This is a genomic window from Bradyrhizobium archetypum, assembly GCF_013114835.1.
GTDB lineage: Bacteria > Pseudomonadota > Alphaproteobacteria > Rhizobiales > Xanthobacteraceae > Bradyrhizobium > Bradyrhizobium archetypum.
Genome location: NZ_JAAVLW010000001.1, coordinates 869811 through 890130, shown reverse-complemented (window position 1 = coordinate 890130; position 20320 = coordinate 869811). Strand labels below are relative to the sequence as shown.

17 protein-coding genes are annotated in these 20320 nt (G+C 58.7%); 9 read left to right on the top strand and 8 right to left on the bottom strand.

Annotation, left to right across the window (positions count from 1 at the left end; all coding sequences use genetic code 11):
- Positions 1-2: 2 nt before the first annotated feature.
- The 3 genes from HCN50_RS03905 to HCN50_RS03895 form a co-directional block, all read right to left on the bottom strand.
- Positions 3-404 carry a DUF1330 domain-containing protein gene (locus HCN50_RS03905; protein WP_171708271.1) on the bottom strand — a complete coding sequence of 134 codons (402 nt, stop codon included), beginning with the start codon at positions 402-404 and terminating at the stop codon, positions 3-5.
- Between the two features lie 402 nt (positions 405-806).
- Positions 807-1259, bottom strand: a complete 453-nt coding sequence (locus HCN50_RS33390; protein ID WP_171708270.1) for an OsmC family protein — start codon at positions 1257-1259, stop codon at positions 807-809.
- A gap of 207 nt (positions 1260-1466) precedes the next feature.
- The gene (locus HCN50_RS03895; RefSeq protein ID WP_171708269.1) at positions 1467-2402 is read right to left on the bottom strand and encodes an alpha/beta fold hydrolase; all 936 of its coding nucleotides are present in this window, start codon (positions 2400-2402) and stop codon (positions 1467-1469) included.
- A 733-nt stretch (positions 2403-3135) separates the two neighbouring features.
- Here HCN50_RS03895 and HCN50_RS34675 point away from each other — a divergent pair.
- Positions 3136-3702: a septal ring lytic transglycosylase RlpA family protein gene (locus tag HCN50_RS34675; RefSeq protein WP_171708268.1), complete on the top strand. Its 567-nt coding sequence runs from the start codon at positions 3136-3138 to the stop codon at positions 3700-3702.
- Between the two features lie 263 nt (positions 3703-3965).
- Here HCN50_RS34675 and trpS read toward each other — a convergent pair whose 3' ends face one another.
- Positions 3966-4985 carry a tryptophan--tRNA ligase gene (gene trpS / locus HCN50_RS03885; RefSeq protein WP_171708267.1) on the bottom strand — a complete coding sequence of 340 codons (1020 nt, stop codon included), beginning with the start codon at positions 4983-4985 and terminating at the stop codon, positions 3966-3968.
- Positions 4986-5495: 510 nt separating this feature from the next.
- Between trpS and HCN50_RS03880 the strand changes: the two genes are divergently transcribed.
- Complete coding sequence (locus HCN50_RS03880; RefSeq protein ID WP_171708266.1) at positions 5496-5915, top strand: GFA family protein; 420 nt, start codon at positions 5496-5498, stop codon at positions 5913-5915.
- Between the two features lie 143 nt (positions 5916-6058).
- On the opposite strand, the gene HCN50_RS03875 is transcribed toward HCN50_RS03880, so the two are convergent.
- Both HCN50_RS03875 and HCN50_RS03870 read right to left on the bottom strand, forming a co-directional pair.
- Positions 6059-6304, bottom strand: coding sequence for a hypothetical protein (locus tag HCN50_RS03875; RefSeq protein WP_171708265.1), 246 nt, complete (start codon positions 6302-6304; stop codon positions 6059-6061).
- 289 nt (positions 6305-6593) lie between these two features.
- Positions 6594-7103, bottom strand: a complete 510-nt coding sequence (locus HCN50_RS03870; RefSeq protein WP_210264752.1) for a lipocalin-like domain-containing protein — start codon at positions 7101-7103, stop codon at positions 6594-6596.
- A 388-nt stretch (positions 7104-7491) separates the two neighbouring features.
- Between HCN50_RS03870 and HCN50_RS03865 the strand changes: the two genes are divergently transcribed.
- The 4 genes from HCN50_RS03865 to HCN50_RS03850 all read left to right on the top strand — a co-directional run bounded on the left by HCN50_RS03865 (position 7492) and on the right by HCN50_RS03850 (position 12164).
- Positions 7492-10518 (top strand): adenylate/guanylate cyclase domain-containing protein, encoded by a 3027-nt coding sequence (locus HCN50_RS03865; protein WP_171708263.1) that lies wholly within the window; start codon positions 7492-7494, stop codon positions 10516-10518.
- Positions 10515-10841 (top strand): hypothetical protein, encoded by a 327-nt coding sequence (locus tag HCN50_RS03860; RefSeq protein ID WP_171708262.1) that lies wholly within the window; start codon positions 10515-10517, stop codon positions 10839-10841. The genes HCN50_RS03865 and HCN50_RS03860 overlap by 4 nt, the downstream gene beginning before the upstream one ends.
- A 198-nt stretch (positions 10842-11039) precedes the next feature.
- On the top strand, positions 11040-11519 hold the full coding sequence (locus HCN50_RS03855) for a DUF5680 domain-containing protein (RefSeq protein WP_171708261.1): 480 nt from the start codon (positions 11040-11042) through the stop codon (positions 11517-11519).
- A gap of 234 nt (positions 11520-11753) precedes the next feature.
- Positions 11754-12164, top strand: coding sequence for a GFA family protein (locus HCN50_RS03850; protein ID WP_171708260.1), 411 nt, complete (start codon positions 11754-11756; stop codon positions 12162-12164).
- Positions 12165-12301: 137 nt separating this feature from the next.
- Here HCN50_RS03850 and HCN50_RS03845 read toward each other — a convergent pair whose 3' ends face one another.
- Positions 12302-15652 (bottom strand): adenylate/guanylate cyclase domain-containing protein, encoded by a 3351-nt coding sequence (locus tag HCN50_RS03845; protein WP_171708259.1) that lies wholly within the window; start codon positions 15650-15652, stop codon positions 12302-12304.
- Between the two features lie 856 nt (positions 15653-16508).
- Here HCN50_RS03845 and HCN50_RS03840 point away from each other — a divergent pair.
- Positions 16509-17873, top strand: coding sequence for a phenylacetate--CoA ligase family protein (locus HCN50_RS03840; protein WP_171708258.1), 1365 nt, complete (start codon positions 16509-16511; stop codon positions 17871-17873).
- Positions 17874-17933: 60 nt separating this feature from the next.
- Entirely contained in the window at positions 17934-18317 is a 384-nt protein-coding gene (locus tag HCN50_RS03835; protein ID WP_171708257.1) for a hypothetical protein, read from the top strand.
- Between the two features lie 463 nt (positions 18318-18780).
- Here the strand turns inward: HCN50_RS03835 and clpS are convergent, their stop codons facing one another.
- Entirely contained in the window at positions 18781-19086 is a 306-nt protein-coding gene (gene clpS, locus HCN50_RS03830; protein WP_171708256.1) for an ATP-dependent Clp protease adapter ClpS, read from the bottom strand.
- 357 nt (positions 19087-19443) lie between these two features.
- Between clpS and HCN50_RS03825 the strand changes: the two genes are divergently transcribed.
- Positions 19444-20316: a DUF1194 domain-containing protein gene (locus tag HCN50_RS03825; protein WP_171708255.1), complete on the top strand. Its 873-nt coding sequence runs from the start codon at positions 19444-19446 to the stop codon at positions 20314-20316.
- The last annotated feature ends 4 nt before the right edge of the window (positions 20317-20320 follow it).

Here is a 20320-nt window from a genome sequence, read left to right as displayed (position 1 = left end):
ATCTACTCTCGCAGACCATCAACAGCAAACGAGCGGAACTTCGCGTATTTTTCGCCAACCTTGCGAAGCTCGACATATTCTGGATTGGCCCGCCAGGCCCGAATTTTCTCCATACTATCCCAGACCTGAACGACCACGCGCTTCGGCGCGTCCCCATCAAATGCTGTCACCGTTCCTGTAGTTGCGGCGGATCCGCCGATAGCCAGGAAGCGACCGCCGGCTGCCTTGATGATGGCCTGAGCCTTCGGAGCGTACTCCTTTGCATACGCATCCGGGTTGGTCACGTCGATTTCTGCCACGAAATAGACCGGTGGCTTTGCCTGAGCGTGAAGACCTTGAACCGCGAGAGCGCCAATCGCGACACCTGCGGTCACTGCCACTGCGATTCTGTAATTTGATCTCATGGCATTCCCTCCTAGTGTGTGCAATTTTCCCCTGAGGCACACGTTCAAAGTGCCTAGCTGACGGTGGGACCAAACGTGCGCGGCGGATGTGAACCGGCTCACATGGGCGGATGCAAATATCTGAGATCGACGGAGCAGATGTGTAAGGAAGCCTGTCAAGTCCGAGTTGGGTCATTCGCGGGGTGCCGAGTCTCGCCAATGATGCGTTTCTGATCGAGGTTGAACCCTCCAATGTTTTTCTTGCGCGCAAGTAGATGGTGGACGGCTGCAGTGGCTCGAAAGGCGATATCGCACAGCGTCGCCTAGTCAGCTTTCCACCCGAAAACCGACGTCGGCGGCCAAAGCACGTCGGCGGGCCACAAGCTGACTTAACCGGCCATCTGCATGCGGGAGAATGCCGATTCACCTTGGCGCAACGACAAGCTCCGCAGTGAGCGTGACCTTCGATTTTATGGAGTTCGAGATGAAGCACTGTGCTTCGACACTTTCCATGATTTCGCGGGCACGTTCGAGTTCCCCTCCGTCTTTGAGGCTTACTCGAGGTCGAACCATGACTTCCGTGATCCGGTACTTTCGTCCGACATTTTCGAGCAGGCCTTCGGCTTCACTTTCATATCGCACCGGCGTCAGACCTTTCGCTTGGGCGAGCGTGAGAAAAGTCAGCATCATGCATGTATTGAGTGAGCCCACGAGTAGCTCTTCAGGCGCCCAGATGTCTGGCTCGCCTTTGAACTCAGGTGGGCTGCCAACCGCGATGTTTGGCTTTCCCGACGCAGAAAGCGTACCCCGTCGCGCGGAACTCCAGGCGGTGTTGGCCTTATAGCGAAAAGATTTGTAGGCTTTCTTTGCCTTCACGCGCACCTCCTATGCCGCTGTCGCCGAACGGGGGGCTTCTCTCGAACCATATCGCGAGGCGGCTTTAGTCTGAAGTGGGTCAAACGCGACCGGTCGGGCCAGTCCTACCTACCCCGCGACTTCCGCTTCACCCCATTAGCGACCGAGATCGCGCGGCGGTTCAATATGTCGCGATGGGCCAGAGGCTGACTCATGCACCGCAGCAGTTCAGTGCTTTGCAATGAATGCAAGCACCGTTTCATTGAAGGCTTGGGGGTTCTCAACCTCCATCTGATGAGATGCCGCCGGAATCGTTGCGCGTTCTACGCTCGGTAAGCAGTGCTCCAGTCTGTCGTTGATGAGACGGAACATCTTAGGACTGCGCTCCCCGTCGATGAGCAATGTTGGCGCTTTCACTTTCTGCACATCCTCGCATGTGGTGGGTGGGTGGAGGTTTCGCGATGAGGCCTCGCCTTTTAGCTCTTGGGTATTGTCCATGAGGCGCTTCAGAACGGGAGCTGGGAGTTTCTCGTACGAACCTTCGCCCAACACGCCGTTCACAAATCGACGCACTCCTTCTTCGTCATTCCCCTGCTTGAATGCTTCGCTGGTAGCGATTGATCTCGTGATAGCGGCGGCAAGAACAGCATCTCCTTCAGGTGTAGTTTTTAGTAACGGCATTATGGGCGGTTCGCCCAGCGTCAGACTGCGAATGACCTCCGGGTGATCTCGTGCGACCAGGAACGCGATAAACGCCCCATACGAATGACCAATGAGATGAACCGAGGTTAGATTAAGTGCCTTGATGAAGGCAGCCAGGTCTCGAGCATGTATGGTGACAGAAAAATCTGTTGAATCTTTGGGCCATTGATTTGGATAGTGATACCGACGACTGTACGAGATTAGTCGATATCCCTTCGACAACGCCTCAAGCTGTCCATCCCACGTGCGGTAATCCTCCAGTGTGCCGTGCACCAACAGCACTGGAGTTCCTTGCCCGAGTTCAATGTAATGCAATGTAAGGCCGTTAATTTGCACCTCTCTTGTTTGCATCTCAGAAGAGGATGCGCCTTTCTGCTGCGCGAGTGGCGGACTCGCGACGAAAAACGTGGCTGCTACCGATACGAGGACGAGGCATTTCAGGACGAGCGTTCGCGATTGCATATGACTCTCCTGGTGTTGTGAACCAGTCTCTTTCGGTTCTGCTTATTGCCGGTTCAACTCCTCAAAAAAGCGCGGTAAAACCAAGCCTCATCAGCCCTCATATTGCTGACCTTAATTACGAAGGCTGCCAATGTGACGCGTTTCGTCTTTTCCGGCTGCTGCGCCACAGCATGCCGCATCGTAGACGCAATCATTAGCCCAGCAACGAAGTCTCGCGGCTTCATCGATCACCTCGCCGGCGATAGCGAGCAGTGCTGATGGTGTGCGTGGGCGATACGCAGCATCGTATGATTGAAGCGGACAAAGCAACGCGAGACAAGAAAGCACTATGTCGCAGATTGGGTCATTCGCGTCGGTTTGGCCCTCTGCCGGTCACTTCCGGTCTACCCTTAACTCCGGACATGCCGCTGCATCGCACCAAATGAAGCGATGGGCCAACAGCAGATATCGCGCGTGCAGTGAAGGCAGGCGCAACGAATAGCGATCGCCATTTAGTCGCGCTGTGCCTTGTCGTGGTGTGTATCTGCGCTTCCGTTGTGAGTGCGATGTGCTGCATCGAGACGGCTGTCTTGTCGGATCAGAAACAACAAACTCTCAACTAAGCAATATCCAGCGCGAGATAGCTTTTTGCTGCGGTGCGCATATGCATCAAGCTATGTCATAGTCGAGAAGCATCGGTATTTCTTCACCTCTTGGCGCCAGCAGAATTCTGCATTTGCAGGAACATGGCTCCATGGATTTGCGTTGTTTATTGTTCTTCCATTTGTTTGTGAGGCCGATGATGCGTTTTCTTTTTGGAATAGTCGCGATTGCGACAGTCCCGGCTTGGTTGGGCGTACACGGAAATTCTGCGGCAGCACAGACCTTCAACGATAGATGGTCTATCATCCCAAAGGCGCACGCAGAACCGGCTCCCGAGACACCCGACGAGGCGAAGCAAAACCCGCTAGAGCGACCTCCGACTAGAGTAGAGCCGACACGTCGTTCGGAAGAGCGCTCAGCCTCTCGATCTTCAAACCGGATATTCTCCGGAAAAGCCTCTTACTATTCGTATCCCACAGGAAAAACAGCGAGTGGTTCCTCGTTCAATCGGGATTCACTCACCGCTGCCCACCGCAGCCTGCCGTTCGGCACAAGAGTTCGTGTAACTGATCTTGCGAGCTACAAGTCTGTAGTAGTTCGTATCACGGACCGGGGCCCTTGGGTTCGCGGTCGCGTCCTCGACCTCTCGCTCGGCGCTGCGCGCACTTTGAGGATGACGGACCGTGGTGTGGCCCAGGTTCGCGCTGAGGTGCTTTAGCTTGTGTCTGTTTGCGGGAGCCCGCACGGCTTTCTTGAGGGCCAGCAAACGGGCTTAGACGCGCTCGAAAACTGAGTGTGATGTGCCCTCGTAAACGAACATCGTCAGCCTGCACGCTGGGCTCCAAAAAGGGTCACAAGCGGCGGTCGAAGGATCGCTGATGCGAAGTACGGACTGCCCTCAATACCAGACCAGCCGCAGGCGACGAAGTTGGTCGGCTTGGGGCCAAATCCAGACACAAGCTCGGCTTGGCCCCCATGCGACTAATTCAGTGTGAATAGACCAAGCGCGGCGCGAACATCGCGCAAAGTGGCATCAGTTATCTCCCGCGCTCGCGCAGTGCCACGCTTAACGACTTGCAGCACATAGCCGGGATCACGAGCGAGTGCGCAGCGACGGTCTCGGATTGGCGCGAGAAGTGCCTGCAGCACGTCATCTAGACGTTTCTTGACAATGCTGTCGCCCAAACCGCCGCGGATATAGCGTGCCTTCAAATCCTCAACCGTGATGTGATCTTCGTCGAACGCATCCAAGTACGTAAAGACCACGTTGCCTTCGACGCAACCCGGATCGGACGCCTTTAGATGGTTTGGATCAGTGAACATACGCCGGACAGCCTCACGTATTTCATCGGCCGTTGCTGATAGCTGGATAGTATTGCCCTGCGACTTGCTCATTTTGGCTTTGCCGTTGATGCCCGGAAGACGTCCGACGCGAGGAATAAGCGCGTGGGCTTCTGGCAACACGTCAACACCAGCTTGGCGATTGATGCGGCGAACAACCTCATTGGTTTGCTCAATCAATGGAGCTTGATCTTCTCCAACCGGGACAATCGTTGCTTTGAAGCCGGTTATGTCTGCCGCCTGGGCGACGGGATAGCAGAGAAAGCCTGCAGGAATATCTCTGCCGAAACCTCGCGCCTGAATTTCGTCCTTGATGGTTGGGTTGCGCTCAAGCCGCGCCACCGTGACAAAGTTCATGTACAGCAGGGTCAAATCGGCCAGTGCCGGAAGATGCGATTGAAGGCAGATCGTGCTCTGGTTCGGGTCGATCCCGACAGCCAGGTAGTCTGTCGCGATCTCAATGACATTGTCACGCACCCGACCGGGATTGTGCGCGTTGTCAGTGAGTGCCTGGGTGTCCGCCAGCAGCAGGTACTGCCGGTGCGTTGTCTGTAGAGCGACGCGGTTCTTCAACGAACCGACGTAGTGCCCTAGGTGCAACGGTCCGGTTGTTCTGTCGCCGGTCAAGATAACAGGGAGGGTGGCTGACGAATCTTGCATTGCGGTTCTCCAGATTAGGAGCCGCCGTTCAATGGGACTTTTGATGCAAGCAACCTCGCAAGCCGATGAACGGCGGCGACGGTTGGGTGAATGACAAAACCGTGCCGCTCCTAAATGGAGCGCCACCACAAGTTCGCGAGCGTGATCACGACGACAGTCATGCGGCCGATATTGACGAAACTTCAGAGGAAAGCAAGCCGGCTTGATGTCTCAAAGGGGTCACGAGCAGCGGTCCGGCCGCTCACGTCGTTCGGTCTGGTTCTCCCTCGAGAGCGGCCTTTGCGGGCCGCCATAAGTAGTTCGGCTGAGGGCCAAAAGCCGAAGTGGGCTTTCACAGGCAATAATCCGGTCATTCGCTGTTGCTGTTGATGAACTTGGCTATCGTATCGACGGCCTCGGCCTGGATACCAAAGTAACCGTGAGCCGCTTTGGCCTCTCGGGTATTTTGATGCCCAGCGTAATTCCCCAGTTAATGTTGGTACGTCGTTCGGATCACTTGGAGGATTTTAGATGGCTGACGCTCGATGCAGCTGCGGTGCAGTCACGCTCTCGCTTCCGGAAGAGCCATCCAAGATAGTCGTTGCTTGTCACTGCCTCGACTGTCAACGCCGAACCGGCGCGCCGTTCGGTGTCGGCGCATACTACCCCGAAGAGGTTGTCACCATCTCGGGAACCTCAAAGAAGTTTACGCACGCCGCCGCAAGCGGTGGGGAAATGCATAACTATTTTTGTCCAGAGTGCGGCACAACAGTCTATTGGAAAGTAACCAATTTGCCTGCGCTGATAGGCGTTGCGGTGGGCACGATGGCCAATCCAAAATATCCTGCGCCAGTCATATCGGTTTTTGAGCAATCGAAACATTACTGGGTTCAAATTGACGGCGCCATTGAACACTTCTGGGAAAACTACGTCGCGAAGGATTCAACCTGAGGCTACTCGCTTCGCTTTGGGTCATCCACGTCGTTGGCCAAACGTCGGACATTCCGGTCTGCCTCCTAATAGCCGACATTTGCATGAATGCAGGTTTTCGTCGGTTTTGGCCAACAGCCGACGTGATAACCAAACGAGGCGATCTATCGCGCGGCGACGGTGATTGCTATGGCGAGGACGATCAGCCAAGAAAGTGCGCCTATCCATCCGGCCGAATCCGCATCGCACAGCAATGCGCCGTTGGGCAAGCGTTTAAAGCCTAACCAGTTGAAGCCGACTTCGTCTGAAGAAAGAACGTCAACTTTGACTTTCTGAAAGGTCAAGGTTGGAAGCAATAATCGCGCTGTCGTGTACCCTACAACGTCAAGAATGAAGTCTAAGAAAATCACCTACGCCTCCAGCCAATCCGCAACCGCATATCGGGTGACCTCTCGTCCCCAGCAAGCGGACTAGCGCCTAGACTAACACATCGATGGAAGCGCCGCGTCAAAGGCCGGGCTAATCAGGAAGCCCAAACTCACAGCGTAAACGTAAGCTTAACGGCGTCATTTCTGTTTTGGGTCATTCGCGTCGGTTTGGCCCTCTGCCGGTCACTTCCGGTCTACCCTTAACTCCGGACATGCCGCTGCATCGCACCAAGTGAAGCGATGGGCCAGAAGCTGAGTTGACCGCCTCAAACTAATTCGCTCGCTTCCAAATCACATCGACTACATCTCCAGTCGGCGGACGAACGGTCAACGTCAATTGGTCTCCTGCTATCGTCACAAAGCGCTTCTGATCTGTGCCATTCCAGTTTGGAAAGGAACTGCCTTCAACGTGAATTGCGATGCTGCTATCTGCCTCGTTTATTGAGTATGTTCCGAAATAGGTTATCGTGCCGTCCGCTGTTTCTTTGTTTTCCTGAGGCGTGCCCTGCCAAAGGGCATTGCTCGCGTATTTGGAGCGGTCTGATCGCATCACTGTGATGATGTATCGCCCACCTGCATCAAAGAAGGCGATACCCTTCGGGCTGGCCCCATAGCGCTCGACGCTGCTGCCATCGCTTTTTTGCTGCTGCCATGAGAGCAGCATCCAAGTACCCACCAGTTGGTCCTTGAGCGATTGCTTCTGGCCGAGCGCTTCGAATGTCATGATGGACGATCCAAAAACCGCGATTGTGCATGCGGCAAGAATCACTCGCAAAATCATGGCCTCTCTCAAGAGAAGACTGATAGCGTTGATCGAGCAATGCCACACGTTACCACGCCGGCAACAAACGAGTAAGACAAGAATCAGCAGGACAGCTTCGGGTCCGACTGGGAAGTATCTGGCAGCGCGAACTCTCGTCCGCTCCTCCTCAAAGAGGTGACTAAGCCGCGCCTTCGCAGTTGGTCGGCTTGGGGACAGGACCCGACATTGCCGCCGTGAACGCTCCGCGGGGCATAACGTCGCTGTATTTCACGGGTTGGGTCGAACTCGCACGGCGGTATTAGGGCCGGAAGGTCAACCAAATGACCGGGCAGATGACGTGCCATCGAGAAAATATCGGGATATAGTGCTGGTTGCTTAAGGCCACACCGAACGAATGGTGGCCGCAATGCAGTCGATTGCGCACTGGCTCCATGCACTCGGTTTCGAGCAATACGCGCAGCGTTTTGCCGAAAATGAAATCGATGTCTCGGTACTCCCCCATCTGACTGACCAAGACCTCAAGGACATCGGTATTCCGCTCGGGCACCGGCGGAAAATTCTTGCAGCCATCCGCGAGCCCACGTCCGCGGCGCAGGCCGCATTCGAGCCCTCTGCTGCCTCAATGCCGTCAAAAGCCTCGGACGGCGCAGAACGCCGCCAGCTCACGGTCATGTTCGTCGACCTTGTCGGCTCCACCGCCTTGTCCGGGCGGCTTGACCCAGAGGAGTTGCGCGACATCATTGGCGCCTATCACCGCCGGTGCGCCGAGGTGATCACCAGCTCGGGTGGCTTTGTTGCAAAATATCTCGGTGACGGGGTGATGGCCTATTTCGGTTACCCGAAGGCGCACGAGGAGGATGCCGAAAGGGCTGTTCGCGCCGGCCTTGCTCTGATCGAGGCCGTGACCAGGCTCAATGCTGGTGGGTCGTCCTCGCTGCAGGTGCGCGTCGGTATCGCCACCGGCCTTGTCGTCGTCGGCGATCTGCTCGGTGAGGGCGCGGCCCAGGAACAAGCGGTCATTGGTGGAACCCCTAACCTCGCGTCACGACTTCAGGGACTTGCCAAACCCGACACGGTTGTCATCGCAGATGACACGCGCCGCCTGCTGGGCGGCCTGTTCGACTATCGCGATCTCGGTCCATTGGCGATCGCGGGTATGGACCATCCAGTGCAGGTCTGGCGGGTCCTGGGCGCGGGCCAGGTCGGCAGTCGATTCGAGGCCCTACGCGCCGCCAGCACGCCGCTGATCGGTCGCGAGGAAGAGATCGCATTGTTGACGCGGCGCTGGGAGCGAGCCAAGGCCGGCGACGGATCCGTCGTCTTGATCGTCGGTGAGCCGGGCATCGGCAAGTCGCGCATCGCCCAAACCCTACTGGAACAGGTGGCTAACGAGCGGCACACGCGGTTGCGTTATTTCTGTTCGCCACATCATCAGCACAGTGCGCTTTATCCCAGCATCACCCAGCTCGAGCAGGCGGCCGGATTTCGACGCGAGGATACGGCCGCGACCCGCTTGGACAAGCTTGTGGCGGTGCTGGCTCTGGCCAACCAGGAGCTGGGCGAAGCTGTTCCTCTATTGGCGGACTTGCTGTCGATACCAACGGACGACCGCTACCCGCCGCTTAATCTCACGCCGCAGAAGCGCAAGGAGAAAACACTTCAGGTGCAGGTGGCGCAGGTCGAGGGGCTTGCGGCGCAGCAGCCGCTGCTGATGCTATGGGAAGACATCCACTGGAGCGATCCCACCACGCTGGAATCGCTGGATCTATTGATCGACCGGGCCGCGACATTGCGGGTCCTGGTCATTCTCACCTTTCGACCGGAGTTCACGCCGCCCTGGGTCGGCCGTCCGCATGTGACATTGCTCAGCCTCAACCGCTTGCCCCCTCGGCACCGCGCCGAGATGATCGCGCACGTCACCGGAGGCAAGACATTGCCGAGGGAAATTGCCGATCAGATTATTGATCGCACCGATGGCGTGCCGCTATTCATCGAGGAACTGACCAAGTCCGTCGTCGAGAGCGGATCGATGACCAATGCCGGAGACCATTACTCTATTGCTGGGCCGGTGCTTCCTTTAGCGATTCCCACGACGCTTCAGGCCTCACTTCTAGCCCGGCTCGATCGATTGGCGCCAACGCGAGAAGTAGCGCAGATCGCGGCGATCCTAGGTCGTCAGTTTTCCCACGAGCTGATCAGTGCCGTAGCCAAGATGTCGCAACCGAGGCTAGAGAGCGCTTTGGAACAGCTCATACAGGCCGAGCTGGTGTTCCGACGCGGGACGCCGCCGGATGCTACGTACACCTTTAAGCACGCGCTGGTGCAGGACGCCGCCTACAGCACCTTGCTACGCCCGCAACGGCAGCAACTGCATGGCCGCATCGCCACCACGCTGGAACGCCAGTTTCCAGAGATTGCAGCGGCCCAGCCCGAACTTCTCGCACAGCATTGTGCCGCGGCTGGTCTCGTTGAGAAGGCAATCGAGTACTGGGGTCGGGCTGGGCGCCTGGCCGTCCAACGTTCGACGATGGCCGAAGCCGCTGCGCATTTTGGAAAGGCAATCAAGCTGCTCGTCAGCCTGCCGAAAAGTCCGGAGCGGCAGTCCGACGAACTTTCGCTTCGGCTCGCCCTCGGTGGGGCCCTGACAGCGGCCAAGGGATGGGCATCGCCCGAGGCCCGTGAAGCGTATGCCCGCGCCCGCGAGCTGTGCAGCGAGGCCCTGACGGGCGCCCAGGCTGCGATTGCCCTGAACGGCGCTCACTCGGTCTTGCACAATCACGCCGAGATCCGCGCCGCTCATCAGGTCGCGGAAGAGTTTGCCGCGCTTTCGCACGGCCGAAACGACCGCGACACCAAGCTGATAACGCACAAGTGCTTGGGCGTCAGCCATTTGTTTCTCGGTGAATTCAGCCGTGCGCTCCAGCATCTGCAGCAGGCACTCAACTTCTATGATCCGGCTGAGCACCGACCTCCGAAGTTGACCCCCCACGATCAGCGCGTTGCTTGCGAGAGCTTCGTTGGCTGGACACTTCTGCTGTTAGGACAACAGGATCACGCACTCGCGCAAAACCGAAGCGCGCTGGCTTGGGCACGCGGGCTGTCGCAGCCTTATACATTGGCCTTCGCCTTGCACATCAGCTGTGTCTTTCACCAACTGTGCGGCAATGGGGCAATCCTTAAGGAACGAGCCGAGGAACTGGTGGCACTCGCCAGCGAGCAAGAATTTCCTCATTTCGTTGGATCGGGTACGTGTTTCCAAGGATGGGCCATGCTCGCGATGGGAGGATCCATCGAGGAGGCCATCAGCAGGATGCGGTGGAGGCTGGCGACGAAGCGGGCGACGGGTGCCGAGATCAAGGTGCCTTACTATCTTGGTCTTCTGGCGGAGGCGCACAGGCGAGCGAACCGGATCGCCGAGGGGATCAGCCTGTGAATGACGCGCTGGCGCTGGTCGAGCGCACCGACGAGCGCTGGTACGAGGCGGAGCTGTGTCGGCTCATGGCCGAGGCGCTGATCACCAAGTCGGATGGGCTCTATGCCGAAGGCTGGCTGCGCCGCGCACTTGAAACAGCGCAGAAACAGGGCGCGAGGTTTTGGGAATTGCGCGCCGCCACCAGCATGGCCCGCCTCTGGCGCGATCGAGGCAAGGGCGCCGACGCGCGCGACCTGCTCGCGCCGATCTACGGCGGCTTCACTGAAGGATTCGATACTTGCGACCTCAAAGAAGCCGCCGCGCTGCTTGCTGAGTTGGCCTAGAAAAGCCCATTGGTGAGGTCTGCCACTTCGGCTATGGGTCAAAGCGCGAAAAGCTCAGCGTGAGCGAAATCTAGTCCGCTAGGTCCCACTAAGCGGACCTCCATGTGAGGTCTCGCCACTTCGGTGATGGGCCAGTAAGGGACATTGAGAAATTGGGCGCTCCCAGTTAAACAGGCCACTACCCCAGGGGGCGGAGCCATGAGGATCGAGTTGAACGACCTTGCTGCTTTTCTGTTGGAGGCCAAGCGGCGCACCTACGCCGGTTTGGACGATGACGCGACTGTGACAGCAGCATTGCTCGATGGTTCTAAGCAGCTTGAGCACCAAGCAAGTCCGTATGCATATCGAGACATTTATTTCGGTATGGGGTTCTTCGTTGGACAGGAGACAGTATCGAAGGATGGCAAAGTCGTTTGGTCAATGTGTTACAGTGGTGGCGCCGATCCGGATATCGTGGATCGAGAGAGTCTTCTAGTGATCTACAAGTTCCTTCGTCGGGCCTTGCTCGCGGGGCGCATTGATATGCCATATCGCGGCCCCGCTTCATTCGAAGTCGATGACATGAGTTATCGCAATAACGTCAATGGCACCTTGGCACGCTTTCATGGTGTAGAAGAAATCACGCAGCGCGGCGAGACGCTATACGAGCTGCGCTACAGCGGCGGATTGCTGCTGTAGGCACGTCAGCGGATGGTCCGAAATGGGGTCATCAACCGAAATCGGCGCTTGTGACAATGAGGTCCGATTCGCCCTCGAACTCGGACTTCGCGCGATGCTGTCGTCGCAGCACCTCTTCGGCTGCGCGGAGTAACCCGAAGCACCAGGAGAACGGGCGCGGCCCCACTGCGTCTGGTGCGTTGTTCTCAAGTCCAGCCTACACTCTGCTACTATCAACAGCCTAGGAGCTCAGCCATGACCACCCGACACGCGGCCTGCAGCTGTGGGCAGCTTCACCTCACGATCGAAGGCGAATCGGTGCGTATCTCCACGTGTCACTGTCTGGCGTGCCAGCGCCGTACTGGTGCAGTATTTAGCAACCAAGCGAGCTTCCGGCGCGAGCAGGTCACCTTCACCGGTAAGGCTACGACGTGGAGTCGGACAGCCGAAAGCGCGAGCGTGGTGACTTTTAACTTCTGTTCGACATGCGGCTCCACGGTCTATTGGGAGAGCGAAAGTTTTCCTGGACGCGTCATTGTTGCCATCGGAAACTTCGCCGACCCGAGTTTCCCGGCGCCGACCGTCTCGGTGTGGGAGGAGTCACGCCATCCCTGGGTCTCGTTGCCGCCCGATACTCCGCTCACGCGAACGGCGAAGCAGGGGTGACCACATCACATCTGAGGTCCGTTCCGGGTCATGAGCGCCGTTTTGGCGGCCAAGCTGCCGCTTCCGGTCTGCCCTGAGCAGCAGACGTTGGGACGGGCTGTTGGCAGGTCTCTGAAGAGCCAAGACCCGACATTTCCTTACCGATCCTCGCGACCGTGAGTTGCAGCCAGCGCGTTGAGTAAGATTTTGGCCTCCTGCAAGTCGAGTGTGCCGAAGCCCTCCGTGAACCAGCCGTAGATCGGGGCGAGCAGATCATGGGCTTCGGCGTTCCTGCCTCGCTCGCTCCAAAGCCGCGCGAGGCTTGTGGCAGCACGAAGCTCAAGCGTCTTCGCGCTCTGCCCGCTGCTAACCTCAATTGCCGATCGAAAACAAGCTTCGCTCTCATCATGCTGCCCGCGGGCCGCAAGCAGCCAACCCCTCAGGCGGTGCAGTTCGGCCAGCCACCAACGCTCACCGCTCACCTCTGCCGAGGCGAGCGCATCGTTCAACAATTCGAGGGCTTCCCCGGACTTGCCGAGCTCCGCTTTGGCGCTTGCCAAAACTGCGAGCATGTAAGGTCTGGTGACCTGGCGCACAGCCGAAAAGAGCGCAAGCCCCTCTTCCATTAAAGCGATTCCCTGCTCGAGTTCGCCGCCATCCGCGGTCGCCCACCCTGAGAAGAACATTCCAGCCCCGCGCATCATCGGAAAGTCGTGCTCCTGCGACAGTTCGAGTAGTTCCATTGCAACATCGCGACATCTTTGCCTCTGGCGACCGACCTGGAGGACGATCGCATGGTGCCACATTGCCAAGGCGAGGCTGTACGGATGGGACAAGCTCCGAGCCAACGTGACGGCCTCACCAGCGTGTTTCATTGCTTGTTGAGGGAAGCCCAAAAGTGCCATGCTCATGGGCCTAACGCCGCGAGCGCACACTCCGGGATCATGACCGCTGAAGGTGAAGGCAAGGGCATGATGCCGGGCGCAGTCGTATCGTGAGATGCCTTCTTGAGAATGCGCCTCAGCAGCGGCCAATTTGCCGCACCAAAACGACGTCGCCCACTTCGCGTGATGCCCCTCAAGGACGAGGTCGTCAGTGCCCAAGCGCTGCGCGAGCCCGAGAAGCTCGTCTGCATGAGCGGCCGCCGCACGCAAGCTTCCGGAGGTCATCGAATAATAGTAGAGGCCCCACAGCGCCTTAAACCGCGTTGAGCTGTCTTCGCCCGCCTCGAGGGCCACGGCGCGACGATAGATCGCTTCAACGTCTCGTGACCCGGGGCCCTTCACCATCATAAGAACCGGCCCGAGCTTGACACATAACTCCAGCTCTTTCGCTGCACGATCAGGTTTCTCATCAAGCTTGGCCAAGAGGTCCAGTGCGACGGAAAAGTGATGAATAGCCTCGGCGTGGCCCGAACGCGCCATCGCCAAATCCCCCGCCCGTCGCCAATACTCGATCGCGGCATCAGTTAGCCCGGCCTCCGTGAAGTGGTGCGCGATAAGTTCGGGCTGGGCATGTACGACTTCAGGAAAATGGGTCTCGTACGCTCTTGCGATCCGAGCATGTAGTTGCTGGCGGTTGGCGCGAAGCAGACTGGCATACGCAACGTCCTGCACTAACGCATGTTTAAAGATATATTGTGCATTTGGTGGCGCACCGTGCCGAAAGAGCAACTCAGCGCGAACAAGTTGCTCCAACGCGTCATTCAATTGACGCTCTGGCATCTCAGCCGCAGCCCGCAGCAGCTCGTGCGAGAATTGGCGGCCCAGTGCGGCGCCGACCTGAGCCACCTGTCGCACCGAAGTTAATCGGTCGAGCCGTGCCATGAGCGAGGCATGGAGTGTCGCGGGGATGGCTACCGGTGCCAAAGGACCGTCAAGCACATAGTCATGGTCCCGTTTCCGCAGCAGGCCGCTTTCGAGCACGGTCTTGGTCAGCTCTTCGATAAAGAGTGGCACGCCGTCGGTGCGAACAAGGATCTGGTTTGTCACTTCGTCGGGCAGGGCTCTTCCCTGGGCGACCTCCGTTATCAGCATTGTCCCCTCGCGTCGGCCCAATCGCGTCAGAGAGACCGTTGTCACGTGAGCGTAACTCGGCCAGGGCGGCGTAAACTCCGGCCTCGCACTGATGACTAGCAACACCCGCATATGCTGCGCTCGTTCCACTGTAAGCGCGAGCAGCTCTAATGTCGTCTTGTCAATCCATTGAACATCCTCATAAATTATCAGCACCGGCTTCTGCTGGAGAAACCGAAGCTGTGCGAAAAGCGCGTCGAAGGTCTTCTCCTTGCGCTTCTGAGGGTCCATCAAGAATTCGCGCTGCCCAGTTGTTGGGATTGAGAGGAGGTCAGCGACAAGCGCTACGTCCGAGTCTCGCTGAGGGACTACTGGCGCAAACAGGTCTTGGAGCTTGATGAGCTTCTGCGCGGGTTCATCGCGACGTTCAAACCGAGCGGCGCGCTCGAGCTGATTAACGATCGGGTAAAGGGCGCTGTCGCTGTATTGTGGCGAGCAGAAATAGCGTATTCGTACATGCGGCTGAGATTGGAGCCGCTCCTGCAGTGCGGCTATCAATCGCGACTTGCCGACGCCGGGCTCGCCTGTAAGCAGGACCACGCGGCCTTCACCCTGCGAAGCTTGGTTCCAGCGGCGCAAGAGCAGCTCAAGTTCCTCTTCACGGCCTACCAGCGGAGCAAGGCTCGTCTCGTGCTGCGCCTCGAACCGGCTTTGCACCGCGCTCGCGGCAAGTACTTGCCAGGCCTGGATCGGATCGGCCAAGCCCTTGAGCACCACTTTTCCCAGATCGCGGTATTCGAAGAGCCCGCCAGTCAGTCGTCGTGTGCTCGGCGCGATCACCACTTGACCGGGCTCCGCAAGCGTCTGTAGACGGGCGGCCAGGTTCGGGGTCTCGCCCACCACGCCTTGCTCCTGCGCTGCACCCTCTCCAATTAGGTCGCCAACCACCACTACGCCGGTCGCGATGCCGATGCGCACCTGAAGAGCGGCGCTATCGCTCGTTTGAAGTCGGCACGCCGCGTCGACCAACGCGAGGCCGCAACGTACCGCGCGTTCAGTGTCGTCCTCGTGGGCTTGCGGATAGCCGAAGTAGGCGAGCACGCCATCACCCATATACTTGGCGACAAACCCGCCGGACGTGCCGATCACCTCCGCGCAGCGATGATGATAGGCACTCATGATCTCTCGCATGTCCTCAGGGTCGAGCCGAGCCGAAAGCGCGGTCGAACCCACAAGGTCGCAGAACATGACTGTGAGCTGGCGGCGTTCAGCCGATCCAGTCGGCGAATGCTGCGGAGCGGCGGTATCCGTAGCCGGCCTGCCTGCTGCTTCGGCTCCAGTTGCGGGCAGTTTCTGACCGCATTCCAAGCAAAATTTGGCGCTCGCCGGATTCGTGTTGCCGCACGACCGGCAGCGTCCGAGAAGAGCCGCACCGCACTCCAGGCAGAATTTGCTGCCTCCGGGAATATCAGCCTTGCAGCTCGGACATCGCACGGATCGTCCCCCGATCTGACGAGGCGTGCCTACATCTTAGCACAGCATCCGATCGGCGACCTGCTGCGTTGGACTGCGGTTTCCTGTCAACATCGCTGACATTTGAGCTTGCAACGAGAGGGTCGAACTAATTTGCTCGAGTGCGCTGCTTGCGCTCGCGATGCACGGCTCTTTTGATCCTACTTGGCGATTTTGAGTTGTTCGGATCGCATCGTTCCGCGCCCGATGGTTTGAAGTTGGGCGTCGAAACGCAATCTGGACTTTCGCGATTCGCTAATGGTGTGCAAAGCGGATGCACGCCCGTTGATCACTTCGGCTGTGGGTCAAAATGCGACTCGACGGGGAGGGCGGCTTGTTGGCGCAAACCGGACATTCTGCCGGACCCGCTCCGCACGCGCATCAAGGAATGCACGTTGGCGTCATTCGAGCAGCCGCGTGGCGTCTCGTCCATCCGGATGCAATAGGGCGCGACGCCCGTGGTCCGGTCGGGCGGATCAGGCCCTAACCGGATCTCGGCTTTCACCTAGTCGTGAGTTGGGTCCGCTGCCTGTGCGGGTCTACATCAAGGGCGGGTTGATCGAGACGGTCTCTCGCGCCACGAGCGCCATAGGACCTGAGTCGACAGTGCCAGTGCCCGACGGGGCCAGCGCCGATAGTGCCAGCGTCCTAGCGGCCAGAGAAAGCGGGCATCAACCTCCGCGCCCCACGCGGCGCAAGCGCTTGCGCCGCGAGTTGGGCGCGGCTGGTTAGTTATAGGTCGTTCTTCTGATGATCCTGTAAGCCTTCGCGAGCCTCTTGCGCGGTGGTGCGACGTGAAGTCATCGCCGTGCGCTCGCCTGCTGTCGGTTCACTTGTCATGAGTGAAAGCATCTCATCGATATTGCTCGATGCGCACCGGGCAAGAAGGCAAGGCCTCAACGCCATCGCGCAGCGACAACGCGCTCGGCTTGGCGAGGCCGTCGCCTTCGCTCGCGCCAACTCGCCCTATTATCGCGAACTCTATCAGGGTTTACCGGAGCGGATTGAGAGTTCGTCCGTGCTGCCGGTGGCTAATAAGCAAGAGCTAATGCGCCATTTTGACGACTGGGTCACCGATCGCGAAGTTAATTTCGCGGCAATGCGAGCGTTCGTCGATGACCCTGATCTGATCGGGCAACGGCTCCTTGGCAAGTATTCCGTGGCAACCACGTCGGGCAGCACCGGGACACCTGGAATATTTCTGTTGGACACACATAATTGGACGGTCACTCTCGCTTTTTCGCTGCGTATGATAATGGGCTGGCTTGACGCCAGCGACATGTTTCGTCTCCTCGTCCGCGGCGGCCGCACGGCGTCGGTGCTGGCGATGGGCGGCCATTACATCGGCGCAACCAGCTTTTCTGCAATCCGCACAAAACGGTCCCGACGATTACGGGCGCTTCCGGCGCAGGCACCGTTGCGCAATCTGGTCGCCGAACTCAATCGGTACCGCCCAGCTCTGCTCATCGGATACGCCAGCGTCATGGCACTATTGGCCGCCGAGCAGGATGCCGGTCGCCTGCATATTCAGCCGGTGCTGGTTCTTCCGACTTCGGAAGGGCTTTCGCAGGACGGATACGACCGGATCGCAAGGGCATTCCACGCAAACGTCCGGACCGTTTACGCCGCGACGGAATGCCTGTTCATGGCTATCGGCTGTGATCACGGTTGGTATCATGTCAACAGCGATTGGGTGATTCTCGAACCCGTCGATGCGAGCTATCAGCCGGTTCCGCCCGGCGAGGAATCGCATACGGTCCTCGTAAGCAACCTCGCCAATCGCGTGCAGCCGATCCTCCGCTACGATCTAGGCGGCCGCATCCTGCAACGACCTGATCCTTGTCCTTGCGGCAACCCGCTTCCGGCGATCAGCGTGCGGGGCCGCGCTGCCGACATCCTCACCTTTCCAACCGAATGCGGAGAGAAAGTCGCAGTGCCGCCGCTCGCGCTTGAGATCGATCATGTACCCGGTGTGGAGTTGTTTCAGATAGTGCAGACTGCGCCAACACAATTGCGCATTCGCCTACATCCCGCAACCGACGCTGATCCAAACCGGATTTGGCGAGCGGTGCATTCCAAATTGACCAAGCTGTTGAATGAGCATGGGCTTGGTCACGTGTCTGTTGAGTTGGCCGCCGAACCGCCAGTTCCATCTTCCGCCGGAAAGTGCCGCACCGTCATCCCACTGATTTCGAGCGCTTGAACACTCATGAGAGCTTAGGCGGATCGCGCTGCTGCTAAGTACGTAACGAGAGACAAGGTTATGAAATTAACCTATACGGATTCACGGGATGGAAGGGTGATTATTGGATTCACCGATCAGCACGGTAAACACGAAATCGCTATAAGCACAGTAGAGGCGGCGGACCTTATCGGTGCGTTGAGGACCTCGTTAGAGGAGGCGATTGGAAGTCCGGCCGCAGACAGCATGGCCCTTCCCGGCATTGAACGAGTGCGGATCGTTGAGACTGCGGAAGAAGTGGTTTTCCGCGTTTATATGAATGATCGCATTTCCCATGATTATCTGGTTCCGAGAGGGACCGTGCTTGCGGATGAGCTTCGGATGCTGGCAGACCGGGTGGAGGCGCGCAATTCGGCGAAGGCCACGCATCCATCGTCCGATGCCCAAAAGGGAAAACTGAATTAGCGGATGGCGCGTACTCACAAATCGCGACCGTTCTGCAATTTCTGAGCGATGTCTGCTGAGCTCTCACGGGCGGCGGAAATGCGGAAATCGCGGGAGGTCCGGCCAGGGTCAAACTCGACAAAACTCAAAGTGAGCATAATGCGTCCGCTTTCGGGCGCATCGCGAGCCGCTACCTCGCGTTCGTTCAACTTGCATCAATCAGGCTGTGGCTGCGCGTTAATGAGTCCGCGCCCGGGCCAACCCAGCCGCGGCCATGATGCCACTGTGCCGATGATTTGCCCGACGCGTCAAATGGTTTCGGGAAATCGGCGAGCTACGTCGGTCGTCGCCGGCTACTTTGCATGGGGTTGTTTTCGATATTTTGTTTGGGCGTTCAACGAAGCATCAGGCCGGACCTGATCTCATCATGCTCTAGGCTAGTAGATCCGCGTTCGGATTGAACCAGAGCCGAGCACTGGAAAAATCATTCTTCCGGCTCGGTGGTGAACAGCAGCGGATAGCCCTTGGCGCGGCCGGCGTCGGTGGCGCGGGTCGCCTTGGTTTCGGCGACGTCCCTGGTGAATACGGCGACCACGCAAACGCCGCGCCGGTGCGCGGTGATCATCACCTTGTGAGCCTGGTCCTCGGTCATGCGGAATTCGGCCTTCAGCACCGTGACGACGAATTCGCGCGGCGTGTAGTCGTCGTTGAGCAGGATGACCTTGTGCAGCCGCGGCCGCTCCGTCTTGGTTTTGACCTTGGTTTTGGGCGTGACGGCGGTATCGGCCATTTCCAGCGTCCCGAAGCAAATGAGTCAGACGGCACGCGCTCAGTTGGCGCGGCAATCCGCCAGACGCTGCGCCATGGTCTGATCGCCGCGGCTGATGGCCGTCTCGATCAGTTTACAGGCTCCGGCCCGGTCCTGAAACTGGGGTTTGCCGAGAGTTCCGAACGATCGCGCCACCGGAATTAGCACGGCGGGATTCCGCGAGCAGGGCCCTGGGTGAATTGCGCTGTGGAACCCGCCGGGCAGGGCCGGCTGTGGACGAACCTGATCCTAACCCGAATGTGAAGGACAAATGATTTCAGCGCTTTGCGCCGGCCGTTTTGCATGTCACCATCACTGACGTTCGACGGGAGGGCCGCAATGCGCTGGTATGTCTCGATCGGGGTCGTGCTTGTGGCCGGCGTACTCGCCGGCGGCGACGTGGCAGGTGTTGCTGCACCGAACCCAACGAACTGGCCGGGCCAGCAGGCGAACACGGAGGGCCGTCCACTTGCCGACAAGGACGCCAATCCGACCGTCGACGTCGAACTCGTCCTGGCCGTCGATGTCTCCTATTCAATGGACATGGATGAACTCGCGCTGCAGCGGGAAGGCTATGCACAGGCGATCGTCTCCAAGGAATTCTTGCAGGCGCTGAAGAGCGGCCCGAATGGCCGGATCGCGGTCACCTATTTCGAGTGGGCGGCCTCCACCGATCAGAAGATCATCATCCCGTGGCGCCTGATCGACGGGCCGGAGACGGCGGACGCCGTCGCCAATGAGATCGTCAAGACCCCGATCCGCCGCGCCTCGCGCACCTCGATCTCCGGTGCGATCAACTTCGCCTTGCCGCTGTTCGACGAAAGCCCGCACCGCGGCCTGCGGCGTGTGATCGATATTTCCGGCGACGGTCCCAACAACAACGGCATGCCCGTGACGGTCGCGCGCGATGCCGCCGTGGAAAAGGGTATCATCATCAACGGCCTGCCGATCATGGTGAAGGAGCCGTCTTACTCCACCATGGATATCGACAATCTCGATTTCTACTACGAGGACTGCGTCATCGGCGGTCCTGGATCCTTCGTCGTCACGATCAAGGACCGCGACAAGTTCAAGGAAGCGATCCGCACCAAGCTGCTGTTGGAGGTCGCCGGCCGCACGCCCGAACGCCCCGTGGTGCCCGCCGCAGGCCGCGAGCCACGCGTCAATTGCATGATCGGAGAAAAGATCTGGCAGGACAGGTGGGGAAGGTAGCTGT

Excerpts from the sequence above, each read along its gene's own strand:
- HCN50_RS03905 (WP_171708271.1), bottom strand. The coding sequence starts at position 404 with ATGAGATCAAATTACAGAATCGCAGTGGCAGTGACCGCAGGTGTCGCG.
- HCN50_RS03895 (WP_171708269.1), bottom strand. The coding sequence starts at position 2,402 with ATGCAATCGCGAACGCTCGTCCTGAAATGCCTCGTCCTCGTATCGGTA.
- HCN50_RS34675 (WP_171708268.1), top strand. The coding sequence starts at position 3,136 with ATGGATTTGCGTTGTTTATTGTTCTTCCATTTGTTTGTGAGGCCGATG.
- trpS (WP_171708267.1), bottom strand. The coding sequence starts at position 4,985 with ATGCAAGATTCGTCAGCCACCCTCCCTGTTATCTTGACCGGCGACAGA.
- HCN50_RS03880 (WP_171708266.1), top strand. The coding sequence starts at position 5,496 with ATGGCTGACGCTCGATGCAGCTGCGGTGCAGTCACGCTCTCGCTTCCG.
- HCN50_RS03870 (WP_210264752.1), bottom strand. The coding sequence starts at position 7,103 with ATGATTTTGCGAGTGATTCTTGCCGCATGCACAATCGCGGTTTTTGGA.
- HCN50_RS03865 (WP_171708263.1), top strand. The coding sequence starts at position 7,492 with ATGCAGTCGATTGCGCACTGGCTCCATGCACTCGGTTTCGAGCAATAC.
- HCN50_RS03855 (WP_171708261.1), top strand. The coding sequence starts at position 11,040 with ATGAGGATCGAGTTGAACGACCTTGCTGCTTTTCTGTTGGAGGCCAAG.
- HCN50_RS03850 (WP_171708260.1), top strand. The coding sequence starts at position 11,754 with ATGACCACCCGACACGCGGCCTGCAGCTGTGGGCAGCTTCACCTCACG.
- HCN50_RS03840 (WP_171708258.1), top strand. The coding sequence starts at position 16,509 with ATGAGTGAAAGCATCTCATCGATATTGCTCGATGCGCACCGGGCAAGA.
- HCN50_RS03835 (WP_171708257.1), top strand. The coding sequence starts at position 17,934 with ATGAAATTAACCTATACGGATTCACGGGATGGAAGGGTGATTATTGGA.
- clpS (WP_171708256.1), bottom strand. The coding sequence starts at position 19,086 with ATGGCCGATACCGCCGTCACGCCCAAAACCAAGGTCAAAACCAAGACG.
- HCN50_RS03825 (WP_171708255.1), top strand. The coding sequence starts at position 19,444 with ATGCGCTGGTATGTCTCGATCGGGGTCGTGCTTGTGGCCGGCGTACTC.